The sequence below is a fragment of the Cryobacterium sp. genome (assembly GCF_025463825.1).
GTDB lineage: Bacteria > Actinomycetota > Actinomycetes > Actinomycetales > Microbacteriaceae > Cryobacterium.
Genome location: NZ_JAODBG010000012.1, coordinates 25993 through 48327, shown reverse-complemented (window position 1 = coordinate 48327; position 22335 = coordinate 25993). Strand labels below are relative to the sequence as shown.

General features: G+C 70.6%; 23 protein-coding genes and 1 pseudogene. 10 read left to right on the top strand and 14 right to left on the bottom strand.

The window, feature by feature from the left end:
- The first annotated feature begins 24 nt into the window (after window positions 1-24).
- The 4 genes and pseudogenes from JWP54_RS01595 to JWP54_RS01580 form a co-directional block, all read left to right on the top strand.
- Complete coding sequence (locus tag JWP54_RS01595; protein ID WP_297366433.1) at window positions 25-1038, top strand: MDR family oxidoreductase; 1014 nt, start codon at window positions 25-27, stop codon at window positions 1036-1038.
- A 41-nt stretch (window positions 1039-1079) separates the two neighbouring features.
- Window positions 1080-1460 carry a DUF1304 domain-containing protein gene (locus JWP54_RS01590; RefSeq protein ID WP_297366432.1) on the top strand — a complete coding sequence of 127 codons (381 nt, stop codon included), beginning with the start codon at window positions 1080-1082 and terminating at the stop codon, window positions 1458-1460.
- A gap of 37 nt (window positions 1461-1497) precedes the next feature.
- Window positions 1498-2064 carry a dienelactone hydrolase family protein gene (locus tag JWP54_RS01585; RefSeq protein WP_297366431.1) on the top strand — a complete coding sequence of 189 codons (567 nt, stop codon included), beginning with the start codon at window positions 1498-1500 and terminating at the stop codon, window positions 2062-2064.
- Between the two features lie 115 nt (window positions 2065-2179).
- Window positions 2180-2335, top strand: a pseudogene (locus JWP54_RS01580) (XRE family transcriptional regulator); the annotation flags it as partial.
- Window positions 2336-2349: 14 nt separating this feature from the next.
- Here the strand turns inward: JWP54_RS01580 and JWP54_RS01575 are convergent.
- The 4 genes from JWP54_RS01575 to JWP54_RS01560 all read right to left on the bottom strand — a co-directional run bounded on the left by JWP54_RS01575 (window position 2350) and on the right by JWP54_RS01560 (window position 6084).
- Entirely contained in the window at window positions 2350-2982 is a 633-nt protein-coding gene (locus JWP54_RS01575; protein ID WP_297366430.1) for a hypothetical protein, read from the bottom strand.
- 156 nt (window positions 2983-3138) lie between these two features.
- Window positions 3139-4470 (bottom strand): glutamate-1-semialdehyde 2,1-aminomutase, encoded by a 1332-nt coding sequence (gene hemL / locus JWP54_RS01570; RefSeq protein WP_297366429.1) that lies wholly within the window; start codon window positions 4468-4470, stop codon window positions 3139-3141.
- Window positions 4467-5453 carry a porphobilinogen synthase gene (gene hemB, locus JWP54_RS01565; RefSeq protein WP_297366428.1) on the bottom strand — a complete coding sequence of 329 codons (987 nt, stop codon included), beginning with the start codon at window positions 5451-5453 and terminating at the stop codon, window positions 4467-4469. The genes hemL and hemB overlap by 4 nt, the downstream gene beginning before the upstream one ends.
- A gap of 52 nt (window positions 5454-5505) precedes the next feature.
- Window positions 5506-6084, bottom strand: a complete 579-nt coding sequence (locus JWP54_RS01560) for a TetR/AcrR family transcriptional regulator (RefSeq protein WP_297366427.1) — start codon at window positions 6082-6084, stop codon at window positions 5506-5508.
- Window positions 6085-6137: 53 nt separating this feature from the next.
- On the opposite strand from JWP54_RS01560, the gene JWP54_RS01555 reads away from it, so the two are divergent.
- Window positions 6138-6860: an MBL fold metallo-hydrolase gene (locus tag JWP54_RS01555; protein ID WP_297366426.1), complete on the top strand. Its 723-nt coding sequence runs from the start codon at window positions 6138-6140 to the stop codon at window positions 6858-6860.
- A gap of 54 nt (window positions 6861-6914) precedes the next feature.
- Here JWP54_RS01555 and JWP54_RS01550 read toward each other — a convergent pair whose 3' ends face one another.
- The 9 genes from JWP54_RS01550 to hemE all read right to left on the bottom strand — a co-directional run bounded on the left by JWP54_RS01550 (window position 6915) and on the right by hemE (window position 14565).
- On the bottom strand, window positions 6915-7691 hold the full coding sequence (locus JWP54_RS01550) for a uroporphyrinogen-III synthase (RefSeq protein WP_297366425.1): 777 nt from the start codon (window positions 7689-7691) through the stop codon (window positions 6915-6917).
- A complete protein-coding gene (gene hemC, locus JWP54_RS01545; protein ID WP_297366424.1) occupies window positions 7688-8641 on the bottom strand; it encodes a hydroxymethylbilane synthase in 954 nt (317 codons plus the stop codon). Before hemC ends, JWP54_RS01550 begins: the two co-directional genes overlap by 4 nt.
- The gene (locus JWP54_RS01540; protein WP_297366423.1) at window positions 8638-9732 is read right to left on the bottom strand and encodes a ferrochelatase; all 1095 of its coding nucleotides are present in this window, start codon (window positions 9730-9732) and stop codon (window positions 8638-8640) included. The genes hemC and JWP54_RS01540 overlap by 4 nt, the downstream gene beginning before the upstream one ends.
- Window positions 9732-10463 carry a hydrogen peroxide-dependent heme synthase gene (gene hemQ / locus JWP54_RS01535; RefSeq protein ID WP_297366422.1) on the bottom strand — a complete coding sequence of 244 codons (732 nt, stop codon included), beginning with the start codon at window positions 10461-10463 and terminating at the stop codon, window positions 9732-9734. Before hemQ ends, JWP54_RS01540 begins: the two co-directional genes overlap by 1 nt.
- Window positions 10464-10676: 213 nt before the next feature.
- Window positions 10677-10955, bottom strand: coding sequence for a DUF3618 domain-containing protein (locus JWP54_RS01530; protein ID WP_297366421.1), 279 nt, complete (start codon window positions 10953-10955; stop codon window positions 10677-10679).
- Window positions 10945-11361, bottom strand: a complete 417-nt coding sequence (locus JWP54_RS01525; protein ID WP_297366420.1) for a phage holin family protein — start codon at window positions 11359-11361, stop codon at window positions 10945-10947. The genes JWP54_RS01530 and JWP54_RS01525 overlap by 11 nt, the downstream gene beginning before the upstream one ends.
- A gap of 31 nt (window positions 11362-11392) precedes the next feature.
- The gene (locus JWP54_RS01520; protein ID WP_297366419.1) at window positions 11393-11767 is read right to left on the bottom strand and encodes a hypothetical protein; all 375 of its coding nucleotides are present in this window, start codon (window positions 11765-11767) and stop codon (window positions 11393-11395) included.
- Between the two features lie 89 nt (window positions 11768-11856).
- Entirely contained in the window at window positions 11857-13371 is a 1515-nt protein-coding gene (locus tag JWP54_RS01515) for an NAD(P)/FAD-dependent oxidoreductase (protein ID WP_297366418.1), read from the bottom strand.
- A 48-nt stretch (window positions 13372-13419) separates the two neighbouring features.
- Window positions 13420-14565, bottom strand: a complete 1146-nt coding sequence (gene hemE / locus JWP54_RS01510) for a uroporphyrinogen decarboxylase (protein ID WP_297366417.1) — start codon at window positions 14563-14565, stop codon at window positions 13420-13422.
- Between the two features lie 74 nt (window positions 14566-14639).
- Between hemE and JWP54_RS01505 the strand changes: the two genes are divergently transcribed.
- Window positions 14640-16040 carry a glutamyl-tRNA reductase gene (locus JWP54_RS01505; protein WP_297366416.1) on the top strand — a complete coding sequence of 467 codons (1401 nt, stop codon included), beginning with the start codon at window positions 14640-14642 and terminating at the stop codon, window positions 16038-16040.
- Window position 16041: 1 nt separating this feature from the next.
- A complete protein-coding gene (locus tag JWP54_RS01500; RefSeq protein ID WP_297366415.1) occupies window positions 16042-17088 on the top strand; it encodes an alcohol dehydrogenase catalytic domain-containing protein in 1047 nt (348 codons plus the stop codon).
- 131 nt (window positions 17089-17219) lie between these two features.
- Here JWP54_RS01500 and JWP54_RS01495 read toward each other — a convergent pair whose 3' ends face one another.
- Entirely contained in the window at window positions 17220-18605 is a 1386-nt protein-coding gene (locus tag JWP54_RS01495; protein WP_297366414.1) for a glycine--tRNA ligase, read from the bottom strand.
- A 204-nt stretch (window positions 18606-18809) separates the two neighbouring features.
- On the opposite strand from JWP54_RS01495, the gene JWP54_RS01490 reads away from it, so the two are divergent.
- The 3 genes from JWP54_RS01490 to JWP54_RS01480 all read left to right on the top strand — a co-directional run bounded on the left by JWP54_RS01490 (window position 18810) and on the right by JWP54_RS01480 (window position 22288).
- Complete coding sequence (locus JWP54_RS01490; protein WP_297366413.1) at window positions 18810-19658, top strand: polysaccharide deacetylase family protein; 849 nt, start codon at window positions 18810-18812, stop codon at window positions 19656-19658.
- Window positions 19659-19799: 141 nt separating this feature from the next.
- Window positions 19800-22079: a carbon starvation CstA family protein gene (locus tag JWP54_RS01485; RefSeq protein WP_297366412.1), complete on the top strand. Its 2280-nt coding sequence runs from the start codon at window positions 19800-19802 to the stop codon at window positions 22077-22079.
- Window positions 22079-22288: a YbdD/YjiX family protein gene (locus JWP54_RS01480; RefSeq protein ID WP_297366411.1), complete on the top strand. Its 210-nt coding sequence runs from the start codon at window positions 22079-22081 to the stop codon at window positions 22286-22288. The genes JWP54_RS01485 and JWP54_RS01480 overlap by 1 nt, the downstream gene beginning before the upstream one ends.
- Window positions 22289-22335: the final 47 nt, after the last annotated feature.

Here is a 22335-nt window from a genome sequence, read left to right as displayed (position 1 = left end):
ATCGCGCCGGGTCTAGGGTGAAGTATGGCTGCCAACGAGTTCCGCGCGATCATCGTCACCCGCACCGAAGACGAGACGGGCAAGCGCCACCAGTCCGCCGAGCTGACGACGGTGACTGATGACGTGCTGATGGATGGCGACGTCACCGTCGCCGTCGAGTTCTCCAGCATCAACTACAAGGACGGCCTGGCCCTGATGGGCAAGCCCGGCGTCGCCAGGGTCTGGCCGCTGATCGCCGGCATCGACCTGGTCGGCACCGTCGAGTCCAGCACCGACCCGCGCTGGGCGCCTGGCGACCAGGTCATCCTCAACGGCGCCGGCATCGGCGAGAGCCACCACGGCGGTCTCGCCGAACGCGCCCGCGTCGCCGGCACCTCCCTGGTGCGCCGACCGGATGCCGTGAGCGCCGTGCGCGCGGCCGCCATCGGCACCGCCGGCTTCACCGCCATGCTTGCCGTGCTCGCCCTCGAACGCGCCGGGGTCGCCCCCGACTCCGGCGACATCCTCGTGACCGGCGCCTCCGGCGGGGTCGGCGGGGTCGCGATCGCCCTGCTCGCGGCGCGCGGCTACCGCGTGGTGGCCTCCACCGGTCGCGGTGGGGAGCTCGGCGACTACCTGCGTGGTCTGGGAGCCGCCGAGATCCTCGACCGCCACACCCTCGACGAAGCCGGCAAGCCGTTGCAGGCCCAGCGCTGGGCCGGCGCCATCGACTCGGTGGGCAGCTTCACCCTCGCCAACATCCTCGCCCAGACGCACCAGGGCGGCGTTGTGGCCGCCTGCGGGCTGGCCCAGGGACCCGACCTGCCCGCCACCGTGATGCCGTTCATCCTGCGGGCCGTCACCCTGGCCGGGATCAACTCGGTGGAGGCGCCGCCGGCCCTCCGCGTTCAGGCCTGGGACCGCCTTGCCGCCGACCTGGACTTCGACCTGCTGGACGGCCTCACCGAGGTCATTCCGCTGGCCGGATCCTTCGACGCGGCCGAGCGCATCCTGGCCGGCCGGGTGCACGGGCGCACCGTCGTGGACGTGCGCCGGTAATCCCTCCGGACGCTGAGGGAACGCCCAGCTAGGCTTCAGGAATGGCCCTTCTCGCTTCAGTCTTCGTCGCCCTCGCGGGCCTCCTGCACGTCTACATCTTCCTGATGGAAAGCACTTGGTGGACCCGGCCGAAGATCTGGCAGCGGTTCGGTCTGGCCAACCAGGCCGAAGCCGAGACGACCCGGCCGCTGGCCTACAACCAGGGCTTCTACAACCTGTTCCTGGCCGTCGGCGCGATCCTCGGACTGCTCCTCTACGTCGGCGGCCTCCAGCAGGCCGGCGCGGCCCTGATCCTGTTCAGCACGGCGTCGATGTTCCTCGCCGCGATCGTGCTCACCACCACCGGCCCCGGACGGGTGAAGTCCGCACTCACGCAGGGTACGCTGCCGCTGATCGGATTCATCCTATTCCTGTTCGCCTAGGCCAGGCGCCCGGGCGGCCCCCGCCGAAAGGACCGTTATGACCCACGTCATCCTCTTCGACCACGCCCAGGGCCTCACCGACGGGGTCGAGGAATTCGCCCAGCGGCTGCGCGACGCCGGCCACGACGTCGTCGTTCCCGACCTCTACGAAGGCCGCACCTTCGACACTCTCGACGCGGGCGTCGCCAACGCCGAAGCCATCGGCTTCGAGACCATCATCGAGCGCGGCGAGCTGGCGGCGGATGCCCTGCCCGAGAACACCGTCTACGCCGGTTTCTCGCTCGGCACCCTGCCTGCCCAGAAGCTGGCGCAGAGCCGCCCGGGCGCTCTGGGTGCGCTTCTGTTCCACGGCGGTATTCCGGCCGCCACCTTCGGGTCGGACTGGCCGAAGACGGCGCCGTTGCAGATGCACGTCGCCGAGGGCGACGAATGGGTGGAACTGGACGAGGTCGAGCAGCTGGCGGGAGACGCCAATCACGCCGAGCTGTCCATCTACCCCGGCTCGGCGCACCTGGTGGCGGACTCGAGCCTCGGAGAGTACGACGAGGACCTGGCCGAGCTCATCATTGAGCGCTCCATCCGGTTCCTCGACCGCCTGGCGTAGGTTCCTACTGGCAAGCGGGGTTGCTGGTCTGGCAGGATGGTCGCATGACCAGCGACGCGCCATCCGTTTTGCAGACCGTGGGCGCACGGCTGCGGGAGCTCAGGCTGCAGAGCGCGAGCACGACCTGATCCTCGGCGTGGGCGAGGTGGCCGAGTTCGACACCCGGGTGCCGCACGCCTTCGGCAGCGCCGACGCACAGCCGGCGGAGATCCTCACCTTGTTCGGCCAGACGGGCGAGCGCATCCACGTGCGCGCCAGCACCGTCCGCTGACTCAGCGAGGGCTCCTAGTCGGTCGAGTCCGGGGCCGCGGGCGCGTCGGGTACCTCCGGCACCACGGTCGGCTCGGCCGGCTCGGCCGGCTCGGCCGGCTTGGCGGGCCGGGGCCGTCTGGCCGGGGTGGCGGGTTTGACCGGCTTCGACGGGTCGGCTGGGTCGGCCAGTGCGACCGGCTTGGCCGGCGTGGCCGGCTTCGGCGTACGCGCCCGCTTGACGGGCTTGGCCGGGACGGCGCCGGGCGCGTCGGCGGTAGCGACCGGTTCGGCCTGCTCCGGCGCGTCGTCGGCCGCGGTGCCCTCGAGCTTGAGCGAGGCGATGAGGTCGGGCGCGTGGTTTGTGGAGAGGATCAACCGGGCGAAGTCGTCACCGATCAGGTCGATCACCACCGCCTGGCGCTTGCGCTTGATGGCCAGGAAGTCCTTGCCGCCGTGGAACTTCCAGGTGCCGATCGCCAGCACGAGGGGCACGAGCGCCCCGGGGGCGCGGATGCCGCGCATCCAGATCCACGGGTCGTCCGTGATCGTCACCGAGCGGATGGTGTCCCGCGCGATCACCAGGTTCTCCCGGCGGAACGCCAGCGTTTTCTCCGCGGGCGTCAGGTGAATCTCCAGCCGGTCCGGGTGCACGCGCAAAGAAGCCATGCGCATAGTCTGCCCGGTCCGGCTGGAAATCCCCCTGTCGGTTCCCCACAAGGCCCCAACTCAGGCCACCCAACCGTTGCCCGTGCGGACAATTGCGCCCGGTGCGCCGGGCGCAATTGTCCGGTTGGGCAACAGTTGGCGCGGGTGAGCCGCGGGTCAGACCGCCGGGCTGGCTTCGGCGGCGGCCTTCGCCGCGGCCGGCAGGGCCTCAAGGATGCGGCCGATCGAGTCACCGTCGTGTGCGGCGGAGACGAACCAGGCCTCGAAGACCGACGGCGGCAGTGAGACGCCGCTGGCGAGCATCGAGTGGAAGAACGGCCCGTACCGGAAGGCCTCCTGGCGCTGCACCTCGGCGTAGTTGCGCGGCGGGGTGATCGCCGCCTCCTGGCCGAAGACGAAACTGAACAGGTTGCCGGCGTGCTGCACGCTGTGCGCGACCCCCTCCGCGAAGAGGGCGCTCGAGACGGCGTCGGCGAGCAGCTCGGCCGTCTCGTCGAGGCGGGTGTACACCTGGCTGTCGGCCGCGGTGAGGGTGGCGATGCCGGCGGCCACGGCCACCGGGTTGCCCGAGAGCGTTCCGGCCTGGTAGACCGGGCCGGCCGGTGCAAGGAAGTCCATCACGTCGGCCCGGCCACCGAGCGCGGCGACCGGCAGGCCGCCGCCGATGACCTTGCCGTACGTGAACAGGTCGGGGGTGTACGTCTCGCCGTCCTCGGCCTGGAGGGCCCAATAGCCGCCCGGGTGCACCCGGAAGCCGGTGAGGACCTCGTCGACGATGAGCAGCGCACCGTACTCGTGCGCAAGGTCAGAGAGGGCGGCGTTGAGGCCGGCATCCGGCGCGACGACACCCATGTTGGCGGCGGCGGCCTCGGTGATCACCGCGGCGATCTGCCCGGGGTACGCCTCGAACGCGGTGCGCACGGCGTCGAGGTCGTTATAGGGCAGCACCAGGGTCTGCGCTGCGGTGGCGGCGGTGACGCCCGCCGAGCCGGGGAGCGCGAGCGTGGCCAGGCCGCTTCCGGCCTCGGCCAGGAGGCCGTCCGAGTGACCGTGGTAGTGGCCGGCGAACTTGATCAGCAGGTCGCGCTGGGTGAACCCGCGGGCGAGGCGGATGGCGGTCATGGTGGCCTCGGTGCCGGTGGAGACCAGGCGGAGCTTCTCGATCGCGCCCACCCTGCCCTTGACCAGCTCGGCCAGCTGGGTCTCACCGGGGGTGGAGGCGCCGAAGGACAGCCCGAGCGCGGCCGCCTCCTGCACGGCGGCGACGACGGCGGGATGCGCGTGACCGAGGATCGCGGGCCCCCAGGAGCTGACCAGGTCGACGTAGTCGCGGCCGTCGGAATCGGTGACGTAGGCGCCGGCGGCCTTCACCAGGAACAGCGGCGTGCCGCCGACCGAGCGGAAGGCGCGCACCGGCGAGTTGACGCCGCCGGGGATGGACAGCTGGGCGCGGGCGAACAGGTCGTCGTTGTGTGTGCCGGCGGTCATCGGGCATCCGTTTCGGTCAGCCAGGCGGCGAGTTCGACCGCCCAGTAGGTGAGAATGGCGTCGGCACCGGCGCGGCGGATGCTGAGCACCGACTCCTCGATGGCGCGGCGGCGGTCGATCCAGCCCTGCGCGGCGGCGGCCTCGATCATGGCGTACTCGCCGGAGACCTGGTACGCCCAGACGGGCACCTCGCTCTCGGCGGCAACGGCGGCGAGCACGTCGAGGTAACTTCCCGCGGGCTTCACCATGACGACGTCGGCGCCCTCGGCGATGTCGATGCGGGCCTCGCGCACGCCCTCGCGGCGGTTGGCGGGGTCGAGCTGGTAGGTGCGGCGGTCGCCGACGAGGGTGGACTGCACGGCCTCGCGGAACGGGCCGTAGTAGGCGGAGGCGTACTTGGCCGAGTAGGCGAGGACGGCGGTGTCGGCGTAGCCGGCTGCGTCGAGGGTGGCGCGCACGGAGGCGACTTGACCGTCCATCATGCCGGAGAGGCCGAGCAGCGCCGAGCCGGCCTCGGCCTGGGCGAGAGCCATGTCGTTGTAGCGCAGCAGGGTGGCGTCGTTGTCGACGGAGCCGTCGGCGGCGAGCACACCGCAGTGGCCGTGGTCGGTGAACTCGTCCAGGCACAGGTCGGTCTGCACAACGAGAGCGTCGCCCACCTCGGCCACGACGGCGCGGGTGGCGGCATTCAGGATGCCGTCCGGGTCGGTCGCGCCGGTGCCGGTGGCGTCACGCACCTCGGGCACGCCGAAGAGCATCACCCCGCCGATGCCGGCGGCGGCGGCCTCGGTCACCGCGCGACGGGCCCCGTCGATGCTGTGCTGCACGATGCCGGGCATCGAGGAGATCGGGGTGGAATCGTTCCCTTCGCGTACGAACAGCGGCAGGACGAGCTCGGCGGGGTGGACACGGGTTTCGCTGGCCAGGCGACGCAATGCGGGGGTGCTGCGCAGTCGTCGCGGGCGGATGACGGGGTTTATCACCCGACCAGCCTAGGCCTCCTGCCTGAGTGCGGCTCCGGGTCAGTGCACCGGACTACGCCTGAGGTACCCCGGAGTGGCCACGCCCGCTCGGCCGGACCGCCGTGATCGCGTCGACGATTCGCGTCACGCCGAAGTCCCAGGCCCGGTCGACATCACCGCCCAGCTGAAAGGTGCCGTTCAGTTCCATACTGATGAAGCCAGTGGCCCACGCGGTCAGGGTGCGGGCGGCCTCGAGGGCATGGTCGGCACCCGCGAGGTCCCCGGCTGCGCGCAGGATGGCTTCACTCGCCGCGGCCGCGACAGCCCGGTCGGCGACCGGCGTGCCGGCCCCCGGCGTCATGACCAGCTGGAAGGCGGCAGGCCGCTCATGGCCGAATGCACGGAGGATGTTCGCGAGCCGCACCGGATTCGCGCCGGTGGTCATCCGCCCGGCCAGCTCGGTCAGCGTCGCCTCCGCCACCAACTGGATCAGCGAGTCGCGACTCTGCACTCGCTTGTAGAGCGAGGGCGTGCGCACGCCGACCCGCTGGGCGACGGCGTGCATGGTGAGCCCGGCGAGTCCGTCCTGCTCCAGCAGGTCGCGCGCGGCGAGCACGATGGCGTCGAGGGAAGTCCGGTCTGGTGTGGGCATGTCGCCAGTATAGCTATTGACGATAGCCATGATGGCTATGTAGCATAGCCATCATGAAACTAACCTCCGCTGTTCATCGCATCGGCAACGACATCGTCGCCGTCTACCTCGTCGACACCCCGGAGGGGGTGACCATCATCGATGCCGGGCTGGCCGGTCATTGGAAAGAGCTGCTCGCCGAGCTCACCACAATGGGCCGCACGCTGTCAGACGTCAAGGGACTGATCCTCACCCACGGTGACTCCGATCACCTCGGTTTCGCGGAGCGCCTGCGGCGTGACCACGGCGTGCCGGTCTACGTGCACCCCGGCGATGCCGACCGGGCGAAGGGCGGCGCGAAGCCCGCGACCGCGAAGCAGACGATGAAACCGGTCGCCGTGCTGAAGTTCGCCGTGTACACGCTCCGGAAGGGCGGCCTGCGCACCACGCATCTCACCGAGGTCCTCGAGGCGCACGACGGCGAGACCCTCGACCTGCCGGGCACACCGCAGATCATCGGGCTGCCCGGTCACTCCGCGGGCAGCATCGCGATCTACGTTCCCGTCGCCGACGCCGTGTTCGTGGGGGACGGCCTCACCACCCGGCACGTTCTCACCGGCGTCGACGGCCCCCAACCGGCGCCGTTCACCGACGAACCTGAGCGGGCGATCGCCTCGCTCCGAGCCCTCGTCGCCACCGGGGCGACGTGGGTGCTGCCCGGCCATGGCGCGCCGTACAACGGCGGCGTCCAGGCCGCGGTCGTCGCGGTCGAGAAGGCGGCGCGGGACGCGCGATAACGCGCCGGCGCGCCGTCGGATCGCGGCGGCGGACCGGACAGGGGAACCGGCGCGCTACAGGTCCCGGGGGGCGAGGCCCACGAGGGCCTCGATGAGGGCCTCGGCGCTGGGCGAGTCGGCGACCACGTCCACGTGCAGGCCCAGAACGGATGCGTCCTTCGCCGTGCGCGGGCCGATGCAGGCGATCAGCGTGGTCCGTGGAATCGGGCCGAGCTGGTCCTGCACCTGCTGGGCGACGCTGCCGCTGGTGACGAGCACGGCATGCACCCGGCCCGCCTTGACGTCAGCGACGACGCGATCGGCAACCGGAACCCCGACGGTGCGGTAGGCGACGACGGACTCCACATCGTGGCCGATCCGGCGCAGGCCCTCGGAAAGCAGCGGCTTGGCGATCTCGGAGCGCAGGGTGAGCACGCGTAGGGGGATGACGCCCTGGGTGGCCGCTTCCCACTCCGAGAGCAGGCCCTTGGCCGAGTTGTCGTCCGACGGCACCAGGTCGACGTGGTAGCCGGCGGCGATGAGCGCCGCAGCGGTGGTCTCCCCGACTGCGGCGATGCGAGTGCCCGGGGCCACGACGGCGCGGTGCGACGACAGCACGTCGACGGTGGTGGCGCTGGTCACGGTCATCCAGTCGAAGTCGCCGGCGGCGAGCCTGGCCAGGGCCGCCTCGAGTGCGGGGGCGTCGTCGGTGGGCGCGAAATTGATCATCGGCGCGACGATCGGCAGCGCACCGCGGGTGCGCAGGTTGGCGGCGACCTGGTCACCCCAGGGACCGCCGCGCGGCACGAGAACGCGCCAACCGGCGAGGGGCTTGTCGGGATTGTGGCTCATGAGGTCACCTTCAGCGGGGCGAACTCGGCGGCACCACCGGCGAGGAGCTCCTTCGCGGCGCGCTCGGCGACGTCGAAAGCGGCATCCTGCAGGTCGGCAATCGAGTGCGACCCGGGGGTAGCAGCGTGCGAAGCCGTGATCCGGCGGGTGCCGTCGGGGCTGTACACGGTGGCAGTGAGGAAGAGCAGACCGTCGTCGATCACGGCGGTCGCCCCGATCGGCGCGGCGCACCCCGCTTCGAGCCGGGCGAGCACGTGGCGCTCGGCGGCCACGGTGGCCTGGGTGGTGGCGTGGTTGAGCACGGCGAGGGCCTTGGCGAGCAGCCGGTCGGGCTTGCCATCCCGCACCTCGATCGCCAGGGCGCCCTGGCCGGGCGCGGTGGGCCAGTCGGAGAGTTCGAGGTAGTCGGTGGCCATGTTCTCGAGCAGGCCCAGCCGGCCGAGGCCGGCGGCGGCGAGCACGACGGCGTCCAGCGTCCCATCGGCGACCAGGGAGAGCCTGGTGCCGACGTTGCCGCGGATGTCGACCACGGCGAGGTCCGGGCGCAACTGGCGCAACTGGGCGGCCCGGCGGGGCGAACCGGTGCCGACCTTGGCGCCCTCCGGCAGGGTGGCCAGGGTGAAGCCGGCGCGGGCGCAGAGCACGTCCCTGGCGTCGGCACGCTTGGGCGTGGCGCCGATGGCCAGGCCCGGGAAGACATCCGTCGGCAGGTCCTTGAACGAGTGCACCACGACATCGCACTCGTCGTTGAGCAGTGCCTCCCGGAGCGCGCTGGCGAAGACGCCGGTGCCGCCCAGGCTGGAGAGGGATTCGCGGGACACGTCACCGTGCGTGGTGATCGGGATGATCTCGACCTCGCCGCCGATCGCCGCCTGGATGCGGTTGGCGACCGTGGTGGTCTGGGCCATCGCGAGGTCGCTGCCCCGGGTGCCGACGCGGATGACGCTCACGGCGCCACTCCGGCGACCGCCGGCTTGAAGCCGAGGCGCACGTTCTCGCAGCAACCCGGCCGGCAGATGTCGTACCAGGGACCGAGGTCGGTCAGCGCGGGCCGCTCGTCGGCGGGGACGTCGTTCAGGCGCTCCTCGACAAGGTCGATGAGCCCGGAAACGTAGACCGGGTCGGCGCCGGGGGTGGGCACGCGCACCGAGAACAGGCCGTGTTCCTTCGCGGTTTCGGTGGCCTCATTGTCGAGGTCCCACATCACCTCCATATGGTCGCTGACGAAGCCGAGCGGCACGATGACCACGGCGCGAATGCCGCGGGCGGGCAGCAGCGCGATGGCGTCGTTGATGTCGGGCTCCAGCCACGGCATGCTGGGCGGCCCGCTGCGGGACTGGTAGACCAGCTGCCACGGCGACTCGAGGCCCCGCATGACCACGTCGGCGACGGCGAGGTGCTGGGCGGCGTAGGCGCCACCCTCCCCGAAGCCGCGCTCGGCGGGGCCGCTCTTGGCGGCATCCGTGGACGGGATCGAGTGCGTGGAGAACAGCACCTCGACCTCGGTGGCGAGGTTGATGCCGGGGTTCGCCGCAACGACATCGGCCAGGCCCTGGCGCACCCCGGCGATGAACGGGGTGACGAAGCCGGGGTGATCGAAGAACTGGCGGACCTTGTCGATCTGCACGGTGCCGGTGAGCCCGGTGCTCTCCAGCGCCGCGGCGAAGTCCTCGCGGTACTGACGGCAGCCGGAGTAGGAACTGTAGGCGCTGGTCGCGATGGCGAGCAGTCGATCCTGGCCGGCGGTGTGCGCCTCGGCGATGGTGTCCGGCAGGTAGGGAGCCCAGTTGCGGTTGCCCCAGAGCACCGGGAGGTCGATGCCGCGACGGTCGAGCTCGGCCTGCAGGGCGGCGCGCAAGATGCGGTTCTGGTTGTTGATCGGGCTGATGCCGCCGAAGTGGCGATAGTGCACCGCGACCTCTTCGAGCCGTTCCTCGGGGATGCCGCGGCCGCGCGTGACGTTACGCAGGAACGGGATCACGTCGTCCTGGCCCTCTGGCCCGCCGAAACCAGCGAGCAGGATGGCGTCGTAGTCGGTCATTACTGCAGGACCTCCACCAGTTCAGCGGTAGTGATTCGGCGGCCGGTGTAGAAGGGCACCTCTTCGCGCACGTGGCGGCGGGCCTCGGTGGCGCGGAGTTCGCGCATCAGGTCGACGAGCTCGGTGAGTTCGTCGGACTCGATCGGCAGCAGCCATTCGTAGTCGCCGAGGGCGAACGAGGAGACCGTGTTGGCGATGGCGCCGCGGAACGCGGCACCCTTGCGGCCGTGGTCGGCGAGCATCTTGCTGCGTTCGGCCTCTGGCAGCAGGTACCACTCGTAGCTGCGCACGAACGGGTAAACGGTGAGCCAGGACTTGGGCTCGACACCGCGAAGGAAGCCGGGGACGTGGCTCTTGTTGAACTCGGCGTCCCGGTGCACACCCATGGCGTTCCACGTCGGCAGCAGGCTCTTGAGCAGGCGACTGCGGCGCAGTTCGCGGTTGGCCCACTGCAGGGTCTGCGCTTCGTCGGCGTGCGTCCACAACATCACGTCGGAGTCGGCGCGGAGGCCGGAGACGTCGTAGATCCCGCGCAGGGTGACGCCCTCGGCTTCGACGAGGGCGACGATGTCGTCAAGCTCGTCCACGAACCGCGGCACGTCCCGGCCGTCGAGGTCGTCGGGGTTGGCCGGGTCCTTGCGCAGCACAGTGAAGAGGGTGAATCCGGAGGGGGAAGCCTCGGGAGATCCAGCCTCTGACGAGGGGTGTGAATCGGGGGTGGGCACGGTCATGTCTACTGCCTCTCCGGCAGCCGGGTGAGTCATGTCTACTAGTCTCTACCGCTTTGCCCGGAGAGCCAAAAGTAGACCACCGAGCGCCGGGATGCCGCTCGGATGCCAACCAGCGGTCGGGTCACCGAACGGCGAGCGGCCGCAGACCCGAAGGAGGGTGCCGGCCGAAGCCGACACCCTCCTGGAAGACGTCTAATCGATCGCGTTATCCGCTCAGCGGCGGTCGAGGATGGTCTTGAGTCCCCACCACACGCAGGTGCCGACGGCGGTCGCCGCGGCGAGCGCGATGCCCGCCAGCGCGGCCGGATTGTCGTCGCCGAGCCGGTGCAGGCCGAGCGTGACGCGGCGGGTGTTGATCTTGACCTGCTTGGGCACGTTGAGCTTGTACTCGATCGCGTCCAGGGTGCCCGCGAGCGCGGCGCGGGCACGGTCGGCCTCTGCTCGCCGTTCGGCGGTGCTGTGGTTTTCCGACTGGGTCTCGTCAGTGCTCATACTGGCCAACTCCCTTGAATGCGTCGACGTCCCTCTGAAGGCTGGCGGTCACGCCATCCGGGTCGTGCTTGGTGCCCTTCTTGACCCGGTTGAGGCCGATCAAAGCGAGGATCACCGCGACGAGGAGCAGTACGACGGCGACGATCAGTGCCGCCAGCCAGAGCGGCAGCACCAGGTCGAGCGCGATGACCGCCAACGCGATGAAGACGATGACGGCGAAGAACGCGAACACCGCGGCACCGACGAACAGGCCGATGCCCAGGCCCACGTTCTTGGCCTTACCGGAGATGTCGGCCTTGAAGGCGTCGATCTCCGCCTTGATCAGGGCGGTGATCTGGCCGGGGAGTTCACTGATGAGCGTAAGCAGTGACTGCTTGCTCTTGGGGTTGTACCCGCTGGTGCTCACTGGCATCCTTCCTGGATGGTCGGCTCTGGGGTCACTGTGAATCGGCGTCGGCGGCAGACGTGGCCGCAGAGTCAGCCGACGCCGCTGCCGCCTTCGCGGATGTGGTGGCTGCTGCCGCCGCTTTGCCGGCTGCCGTGGCACTGCCGGCTTCGGTGCTCTTGACCGTGCCGGTCTTGTCCTGCACGGCAGAGACGACCTTCTTGCCCGCTTCGAACAGGGCTCCGGGAACGTCGCCGACGCGCTCGAGGGCGAAGTCGCGCACCTCGTTCACTCGACGCTGCACGGGCGGCCGGCTCCACAGGTCAGAGGCAGCGGATGCGATCTGGTCGTAACGCTTACGACCGGCGCGAGCGCCCAGCACGTAGCCGACGAGTCCGCCCGTGATGAAAAGTAGCTTTCCCCGCATTGTGACTCCATTCCTTGACGTTCATGTTTTTCCCAGCGTAACCCCCCTGCCCGGCGAGGAACATGTGCCCGAAGGAAGAACAGCCCTGATCAGAGGTCTAGCACTGCCCGTCTGCCGCGGATACCCGCGTTGATCGCATCCGGAATGACGGAGGCCAGCCCGGTGCCGGAAAGCCAGCCGCCGGTGACGTCGAGTCCGGGGGTCGCCTCGACCATCTCGCGCACCCGGCGGATGCGGTCGGGGGCGCCGAGCGTGGCGGGGGAGAGCCCGTCGCTCCACAGGGTGCGGGCGAAGCCGCGGACCTGGGCCGCGGAGAGGTCGACCCCGAGGATGGCGGCGGCGTCGTGCACGGCCAGGTCCAGCAGCTCGTCGTCGCTGAGGTCGAGGGTGGGCACGCCGGCGCCGGCCCGTCCGAAGGACAGCCGAACGACGTGCCGCCCGGCCGGGGTGAGGGCGGCGAGCCAGTCCCACTTGGCCGTGGCGTGGGTGAGTGCCTTCGCCGTCACGCCGGGGGTGTCGACGGCGACGAGCACACCCGTGCCACGAGGATGCGCGTCCAGGGCCGGGGCGTCGAGCACCAGGGTGGCGAGCTCCACGGCGGCCGGCGCCGGCCAGTCGAGCGCGGCCAGGGCGGCGAAGTCGACGCCGAGCGGCTCCAGCAGGGCCAGGGCGGCCGCGGCGGGCACGGCGAGGATCACGTGGCGGGCCTCGAGGGTGCGCGGCGCGGCGCCGATGATCGTGCCCGCGTCGGCCGGGTCGGCGGCGGCGCTCTCCGGCGCGAGGTCGACCAGCCAGGTACGCGTGGACGTCACTGTGCCGTCGGCGGCGACGGTGTCGGTATCGACGGGGCGGAACCCCGTCACCGGGGTGGCCGGGCGGATCTCGGCGTCGAAGCGCTCGAGGTCGGCCACGAGGGCCGCCACCAGGCGGTGCATGCCGCCGTCCAGTCCCCGCACGGCGGAGCCCGCCGGGGCGGCGGTGCGCAGAGCCAGCACCGCGCCGGACAGCGATCCGACCGTGGTGAGGGCGTTGTTCAGGCCGGGTGCGACGACGTCCACCTCGAGGTCACGGGCGTCGGTGGCGTACACTCCGCCGGCGACGGGGCTGACGAGGCGGTCGAGGACCTTCTTGCCCATCCGCTTCTCGACGAGCTCGCCGAGGCTGTGCTCCCGCCCGATCTTGAGCACCGGCATCACCCGGTCGGCGTAGGCGCGCAACGCGCCGGACCAGCCGATGGCGCGGCGCACATCGTCGGCCAGCGGCGAGCCGGGGATGCCGAGCACCCCGGCGGCCGGCAGCGGCACGCTCATCGCGGCACCGCCGGCACGGTTCGGCGGCAGGTGCAGCCAGGCGCCGGCCGGGTTGGGCTCGATGATCTGGTCGGTGAGGCCGAGATCGTCGAGGAACGCCGCGACGGTGTTGCCGCGCACCGCGAAGCTCTCCGCCCCGCTGTCCAGCAGCAGGCCGGCCACCTCCTGACGCCCGACGGCACCGCCGACGGCGTCGGCCGCCTCCAGCACCGCAACGCTGAGCCCGAGGTGGGCGCACTCACGGGCCGCGACCAGTCCGGCGACACCGCCGCCGATGACCAGAACGTCTTTCATGACCGTGCCTTCCGTCTCCGGCGCTTCGCGCCGCGGACTCGCTGCTCGCTACAGGGCGAGCGAGGGGGTGGAGCTGGTTGCGTGCACGAACTCGACCAGCCGGGTGAGCACGTCGGGGTTGGTTTCCGGAGGCACCCCGTGACCGAGGTTGAGGACGTGGGCGGGGGCCGTGCGGCCGCGTTCGAGCACGTCGAGGACGTGCGCCTCGAGCACCGGCCAGGGCGCGTTGAGGAGGGCGGGGTCGATGTTGCCCTGCACGGGCACCACCCCGCCGAGCCGCCGGCTGGCCTCGTCGAGCGGCACCCGGTAGTCCACGCCGACCACGTCGGCGCCGATGCCGTGCATGGCCTTGAGCAGTTCACCGGTGCCGACACCGAAGTGCACGACGGGCACGTTGCGGCGGATCGACTCCGGGTCGGCGGCGCCGTCGCCGACGGGCTCCGCGTAGGTGAGGTCGCGCACATGGGCGATGGCGGCGGTGGAGGCCGGGGCGACGAAGCGGGAGTAGTCGCTGAGCGACAGCGCGCCGGCCCAGGAGTCGAACAGCTGCGCGGCGCTGGCGCCGGCGAGCACCTGCGAGCGCAGGAACCGGCCGGTGACCTCGGCGGTCCACGCCATCAGCGCCGCCCAGGCAGCCGGGTCGGAGTGCATGAGCGTGCGGGCGTGGATGTGGTCCTTGGACGGCCCGCCCTCGACGATGTACGCGGCCAGGGTGAACGGCGCCCCGGCGAAACCGATCAGCGGGGTCGAACCGAGCTCGGCGACGGTGCGGGCGACGGCCTGCCGGATGGGCTCCAGCGCGGTGTCGAGCACGGCGGGGTCCAGGGCGGTGAGGCGTTCGACATCCGCCGCGGTGCGAACGGCCCTGGCCAGCACCGGACCCTTGCCGGCGACGATCTCGACGTCCACGCCCACGAGCTTCAGCGGCACGACGATGTCGCTGAACAGGATGCCGGCGTCGACCCCGTGCCGGCGGATCGGCTGCAGGGTGATCTCGCTGGCCATCTCGGGGTCGAGGCAGGCGTCGAGCATCCGGGTGCCGACCCGCAGCTCACGGTACTCGGGCAGCGACCGGCCGGCTTGGCGCATGAACCACACCGGGGTCACGGCGGGGCGGGTGCCCTGGTACGCCCGGATCAGGCGGGAGTCGGCGGTGCGGCCGGCGGAAAGTGGGTGCAACTCGTCGAGGTTCATCCGTTCAATTGTCTCCTAAATCTTGGATTCCACACGATTCCCGACCGCACTGCTACACAACGTAGAATCAAGCAGTGCTGATTTGTCTGTCCGCGAACCACAAGAACTCCAGCTTCGACGTGCTCGAAAAGCTCTCCGTCGGCGCGGACGCCGCCGCCGGCGGCATGCTCACCGGGCACCATGCGCTCAGCGGCGCTGTTGTCGTGGCCACCTGCAACCGGTTCGAGGCCTACCTGGACCTCGACGAACCGTTCGGTGTCTCCCCGCTGCCCGCGGTCTACGCGGCCATCGACGCCGTCAGCGCCAGCACCGGCGTCAGCGCCGACCTGCTGCGCGACACCCTCGACCTCGTGCACGGCAACGGTGTCGCCGAGCATCTCTTCGCCGTGACCAGCGGGCTCGAGTCCGTCGTCGTCGGCGAGGGCGAGATCGCGGGCCAGGTGCGCCGCTCGCTCGAGGAGGCCCGCGCCAAGGGCACCACCAGCCCGGAGCTGGAGCGATTGTTCCAGCGGGCCTCCCAGACCTCCCGCGGCGTGAAGAACCGCACCGGCATCGGTGCGGCCGGCCGGTCGCTCGTGCGGCTGTCCCTGGAGCTGGCCGAGAGCCGGGTCACCGACTGGGCGCACACCCGGGTGCTGCTGGTGGGCACCGGCCGCTACGCCGGCGCCTCGTTGGCCGCCCTCCGCGACCTCGGCGTCACCGATGTGCGGGTCTACTCGCCGTCCGGCCGGGCCGTACGCTTCGCCGCGTCGCACGACATCGCGGCCGTTCCGACGGATGCCGCCGCCCTGGCCGCCGAGTCGGCGCTGGCGGACCTGATCCTCACCTGCACCACCGCGGAGCACCACGTCATCGACGCGGGCATCCTCACCACCGGCCGGGCGCTGCTCGCCGCCCGGCACAGCGCCGCGGCGCCCGTGGCGAGCCTCAGCGGCGACACGCCCGCCGTGCGTTCCTGCCCGGTCGGCGACACCGAGATCGCCCGTCAGCTGGTCATCGACCTGGGCCTGCCGCGCAACGTCGACCCCGACGTGAGCGACGTGCCCGGCGTCGAACTGCTCGACCTGGAGACCATTCGCATCCACGCGCCGCTCGAGCAGCTCAACGCCACGAGCGAGGCTCGCAAGCTGGTGGGCCGGGCGGCGAAGAAGTTCTCGGCCGTGGCAGAGGAGCAGAGCCTTGCGCCCGCCGTGGTGGCGCTGCGCTCCTACGTCTTCGACATCCTCGACGCCGAGATCGAGCGGGCGCACGCCCGCGGCGACAACAGCGAACAGACCGAGTCCGCCCTGCGGCACCTCACCGGGGTGCTGCTGCACACGCCGATGGTGCGCTCCCGCGAACTGGCCAGGGCCGGCGAGCAGGCCGCATTCCTCGGCGGCCTCGAGGCGCTGTTCGGCATCGACGTGACGTTGCCGGAGCTCGGCGCCGAAGCGGCCCACCTTCCCGCGGCCGGCGACGCCACCGCCGCCTCCTGACGTGCGGGCGGTCTGGTTCGACACCTTCGGCGTGCTGCCCGAGCTGCGTGAGGTGGCCGACCCCGAGCCCAGCGCCGCCGGCGTTGTCGTGCGGGTGGAGGCCACCGGTCTCTGCCGCAGCGACTGGCACGGCTGGCTCGGCCACGACGACGGCATCGGCCTGCCGCATGTCCCGGGTCACGAACTCGTCGGCGTGATCGACGCCATCGGTCCCCTCGTCACGTGCTTCGCGGTGGGCCAGCGGGTCACGGTGCCGTTCGTGTGCGCCTGCGGCGACTGCCCGGAATGCGCGAGCGGCAACGCGCAGGTCTGCCGCAACCAGACCCAGCCCGGCTTCACCCACTGGGGTTCGTACGCCGAACGGGTGGCGTTGCACAACGCCGACATCAACCTCATCAGGGTGCCGGACGACCTCGATGCCGGCGCCGCCGCCCTGCTCGGCTGCCGGTTCGCCACGTCGTACCGCGGTCTGGTCCACCAGGCCAGGGTCGTCGCCGGAGAGACCCTCGTGGTGGTCGGTTGCGGCGGGGTGGGCCTGTCGGCGGTGATGATCGGTGCGGCGCTGGGCGCCCGGGTGATCGCCGTGGACATCAGCGTGGACGCCCTGGCCGCCGCCGCGCGCGCCGGCGCGGTCTACACGGTCAACTCCAGCGGGATGAGTGACGACGCGGTGGTCGAGCGGATCCGCCTGCTCTCCGACGGGGGCGCGCAGGTGTCGGTGGAGGCACTCGGCCGGGAGAACACGGTCGGCATCGCCATCCGCTCGCTGGCCACCCGCGGTCGGCACGTGCAGATCGGCCTGCTCGCCGAGGACCCGCGGTTGCCGCTGGGCGAGGTGATCGGCCGGGAACTGGCCGTGCTCGGCAGCCACGGCATGCCCGCAAGCGACTACCCGGAGCTGATGGCCCTGGTCGCCGGTGGCTCGTTGCGCCCGCAGGACCTGATCGCCGCCCGCATCCCGCTGGCGGAGGCGCCCGGCGCCCTGGCCGCAATGTCAGCCGCGCTGCCGGCGGCCGGCGTCACCCTGATCGACCTGACCCTGCCTTAACCCCCGGGTTCCCCGCGCCGGATCGCGGACGCTGCGCGGGTACGGCGCCGCTGCGCGGGTGGCGCGCCACCCGCGAAACGGCGCCCGACCCGCGCAGCGCGAAAGGCGGGTCAGGCGCCGGATGGCGCGGGTCAGGCTCCGCGCAGGCGCACGGCCAGGTAGGCGTCGAGCTCGGCCAGCGACACGCGCTCCTGCGCCATGGTGTCGCGGTCACGCACAGTGACGGCCTGGTCGTCGAGCGAGTCGAAGTCCACCGTGATGCAGTACGGCGTGCCGATCTCGTCCTGGCGGCGGTACCTGCGGCCGATGGCCCCGGCGTCGTCGAAGTCGACGTTCCAGGACTCGCGCAGGCGCGCGGCCAGCGAGCGGGCCATGGGCGAGAGGGCCTCGTTGCGGCTCAGCGGCAGCACGGCGGCTTTGATCGGGGCCAGGCGCGGGTCGAGCTTGAGCACGGTGCGCTTGTCGACGCCGCCCTTCGCGTTGGGCACCTCCTCCTCGTGGTAGGCGTCGACCAGGAACGCCATCAGCGAGCGGGTGAGGCCGGCCGCGGGCTCGATCACGTAGGGGATCCAGCGTTCGTTCTTGGTCTGGTCGAAGTAGGAGAGGTCCTTGCCGGATGCCTCGGAGTGCGTCTTGAGGTCGAAGTCGGTGCGGTTGGCCACACCCTCCAGCTCGCCGAACTCGCTGCCGGTGAAGCCGAAGCGGTACTCGATGTCGACGGTGCGCTTGGAGTAGTGCGAGAGCTTTTCCGCGGGGTGCTCGAAGAGGCGCAGGTTCTCGATGTTGATGCCGAGGCCCGTGTACCAGCTCATCCGCTGGTCGATCCAGTACTGGTGCCATTCCTCGTCGCTGCCGGGCTCGACGAAGAACTCCATCTCCATTTGCTCGAACTCGCGGGTGCGGAAGATGAAGTTTCCGGGGGTGATCTCGTTGCGGAAGCTCTTGCCGATCTGGCCGATGCCGAACGGGGGCTTCATCCGCGCCGCCTGCAACACGTTGGCGAAGTTGACGAAGATGCCCTGCGCGGTCTCGGGGCGCAGGTAGTGCATGCCGGCCTCGTCGTCGATGGGACCGAGGAAGGTCTTGAGCAGGCCGGAGAACGCGCGCGGCTCGGTCCAGGTGTGCCGGTTGCCGCAGTTGGGGCAGGCGATGCCGTCGATGCCGCCCTCCGGGACACGGCCCTTCTTCTCTTCGAACTCCTCCACCAGGTGGTCCTCGCGGAAGCGCTTGTGGCAGCTGGTGCACTCGACCAGCGGGTCGGAGAACACCTCGACGTGGCCGGAGGCCTCCCAGACCTTGCGCGGCAGGATGACGGAGGAGTCCAGGCCCACGACGTCGTCACGGCTGGTGACCATGAAGCGCCACCACTGCTTCTTGATGTTCTCCTTCAGCTCCACGCCGAGGGGTCCGTAGTCCCAGGCGGACTTGCTGCCGCCGTAGATCTCACCGGCCTGGAAGACGAAGCCGCGGTGGCGGGCGAGGGCGATAACGGAATCAAGACGGGAAAGTGCGGCCACGGTGGCTCCAATGGTCCAGAAGGATGGTCAAAACACCGGGCGGGGCCCGGGAACGGATTCGTCCATTTTAGCCAACCTCGGCGAAGCCCCCGGTTACGGGCATTGCCCGCGGCCCTGCAGGCGGGTACGGTCGGGTCCATTCGGGTTCTGCGCCCCAGTCCTGCGGCGCCGACGGCTGCCACCCGACGCCGGGGGAGGATCGTCATGTGGCAGGACGACCCGGCCGTCGCCCCGGTGACGCGGCGCACGCTTCTCGCTTCGCTCGGCCTGTCGCTCACCCTGGCCGGCTGCGCCGCGATCGCACCCGAAGGCCCGGATGCCGCCACGGACGCCGCGACCGCCACCGCAACGCCGCGTCCCTACCCGGGGGCGGTGCCGCCGGCGGTGCCCGCCCGACTGCCGGCCCCGGACCTCACCCGTGTGCCGGTACCGTCCGGGACGCTCTCCGGGCTCCCCGGCGATGGCGCCCTGCTGGCCTGGACCGTGGACGACGGCTCGAGCAGCGAGGTCGTCGCCCGGTACGCCCGGTTCGCGGCCGATACCGGCATCCGCCTCACCTTCTTCGTCACCGGGTCCTACCGAGCCTGGACCGACAACGCCGAACAGCTGCGCCCACTCGTGGCGAGCGGGCAGATCCAGCTGGGCAATCACACCTGGTCGCACCCGGACCTCAGCACACTCGCCGATTCCGAGGTCACCGGCGAGCTCTCCCGCAACCACGAGTTCCTGGCCGAGACCTTCGGTGTGGACGCCCGGCCGTACTTCCGGCCGCCGTTCGGGGTGCACGACGACCGGGTGGATGCGCTGGCCGCCGATCTGGGCTATTCGGTGCCGACCACCTGGTACGGATCGCTCTCCGACTCCGGCCTCATCTCCGAACAACAGGTGGTCGACTTCGCCACCGAGTGGTTCCTGCCGCAGCACATCGTGATCGGCCACCTCAATTTCCTGCCTGTCACCAACGTCTTCCCGCAGCTGCGTGCTCTCCTGTACGACCGCCGGCTGACCTGCGTGACCCTCAACGACGTCTTCACCAGCGCGGCCCATCCCTGAAAAGAAAAACCCCCGGTCCTCAGGCGATAGCCGCTGAAAATCGGGACCTATGGCACTGGGGCCGAGCCCATCGGCTGTTACGGTTGCGGGGTAACCCGGCAAACCGCTGTGAGTTTCTGTGTATCTCAACGAGGAGTACCAATGGGCGCGAAGTCCGGCACCACCGGCGCAACCAATGAACCAGACCTGACCCAGGACCCGGCGATTCCGCCGGTCGCGCTGGATCCGAAAGTCCACGAGGCCGAGGAGGCCCACTGGACGCCGGTGAAGATCGCCACCTGGGTGGCCATCGCGCTGCTCGGCGGGCTCAGCTGGGTGATGCTGGCCGTGGTGCGCGGCGAGACCGTGAACGCCATCTGGTTCGTCTTCGCCGCGATCTGCACCTACCTGATCGGGTACCGGTTCTACTCCAACTACATCCAGAAGCACCTGCTGCGCCCGGATGACCGGCGCGCGACGCCCGCCGAGTACAAGGCGGACGGCAAGGACTACGCCCGCACCGACCGCCGGGTGCTCTTCGGGCACCACTTCGCCGCCATCGCCGGCGCCGGCCCCCTGGTCGGCCCGGTCCTGGCCGCCCAGATGGGCTACCTGCCCGGAACGATCTGGATCATCGTCGGCGTCGTGCTCGCCGGCGCGGTTCAGGACTACCTGGTGCTGTTCTTCTCCATGCGCCGCGGCGGCCGGTCGCTGGGCCAGATGGCCCGCGACGAGCTCGGCCGGGTCGGCGGCACCGCCGCCCTCATCGCCACGCTCACGATCATGGTGATCATCGTGGCCATCCTCGCCCTCGTCGTGGTCAACGCCCTGGCCGAAAGCGCCTGGGGCGTCTTCTCGGTCGGCATGACCATCCCGATCGCCCTGTTCATGGGCTGCTACCTGCGGTTCTGGCGTCCGGGCAAGGTCACCGAGATCTCCATCATCGGCTTCGTGCTGCTCATCGCCGCCATCATCGGCGGTGGCGCCATCGCCGGCACCGAGTGGGGCGCGGCCATGTTCCACATCGACAAGGTGCCGCTGGCCATCGGCATCATCGTCTACGGCTTCATCGCCGCCATCCTGCCGGTCTGGCTGCTGCTGGCCCCGCGCGACTACCTCTCCACCTTCATGAAGATCGGCACCATCGGCATGCTCGCCATCGCGATCGTCATCGTGCGGCCCGAGATCCTGGTTCCCGCCGTCACCGAGTTCGCCAAGACCGGCACCGGCCCGGTGGTGAGCGGGACGCTCTTCCCGTTCCTCTTCGTCACCATCGCCTGCGGAGCCCTGTCCGGCTTTCACGCCCTGATCGCCTCCGGCACCACACCCAAGCTGATCGAGAAGGAGCGCCAGAGCCGCTTCATCGGCTACGGCGGCATGCTGATGGAGTCCTTCGTGGCGATCATGGCGCTCGTCGCCGCGCTGTCGATCGACCAGGGCATCTACTACGCCATGAACGCCTCCCCCGCCCTCACCGGCGGTACCGTTCAGGGCGCCGTCGCGTTCGTGAACGGCCTGGGCCTGACCGGAGTGAACCTCACTCCTGAGATGCTCACCGAAACCGCCAGGAACGTCGGCGAGGAATCCATCGTCTCCCGCACCGGCGGCGCCCCCACCCTGTCGGTGGGTCTGGCCCACATCATGCAGCAGGTCGCCGGTGGCACCGGGATGATGGCGTTCTGGTACCACTTCGCCATCATGTTCGAGGCACTGTTCATCCTCACCGCGGTGGACGCCGGCACCCGCGTGGCCCGGTTCATGCTGCAGGACACCCTCGGCAACGTCATCCCCAAGTTCAAGGACACCTCCTGGCGCGTGGGTGCCTGGATCTGCACCGGCATCATGGTGGCAGCCTGGGGCGCCGTGCTCGTGATGGGCGTCACCGACCCGCTCGGCGGAATCAACACGCTGTTCCCGCTGTTCGGTATCGCCAACCAGCTGCTCGCCGCGATCGCGCTGGCGGTGTGCATGGCCATCGTGGCCAAGCGCGGCCTGTTCAGGTACATCTGGATCGTGGCGCTGCCGCTGGGCTTCGCCGCCGTGGTCACGATCACCGCGTCGTTCCTGAAGATCTTCTCCCCCGTGCCCGGCGTGGGCTACTTCGCCCAGAACGCCGCGTTCTCCAAGGCCCTGGCCGCCGGGGAGACCAGCTTCGGCACGGCCACCTCGGTCGAGGCCATGGAGGCCGTTGTGCGCAACACCATGGTGCAGGGCATCCTGTCGATCGTGTTCGTGACTCTGGCGGTCATCGTGATCTTCACCGCGCTGCAGGCCACCTGGAACGCGTGGCGGAACCACTCGAACGCGACCAGCGAGGACCCCGCCGTGCGGTCGCGAATCTTCGCGCCGGCCGGCCTGGTCGCCACACCGGCGGAGAAGGCGACTCAGGCCGAGTGGGATGCCCGGCCGGTCACCGGCACGAGCAAGGTCCGCGGGCACTGATGGGCGCCGTCACCACCGTTCGCACCGTGGCTGCCGGGCTCGCCTGGTACGTCAGGGCGGTCTCTGGTGAGGACGCCTACGACCGGTACCTGGCGCACCATGAGTCGGTGCACGGTGACGACGCGGCGGAGCCGGCCATGACGGCCAGGGAGTTCTGGCGCGACCGGACCGACCGGCAGGACGCCAACCCGCAGGGCCGCTGCTGCTGAGCGAGGCCGACTGCACGAGCTGAGCCCGCCCGGGGAACAATCCGGGC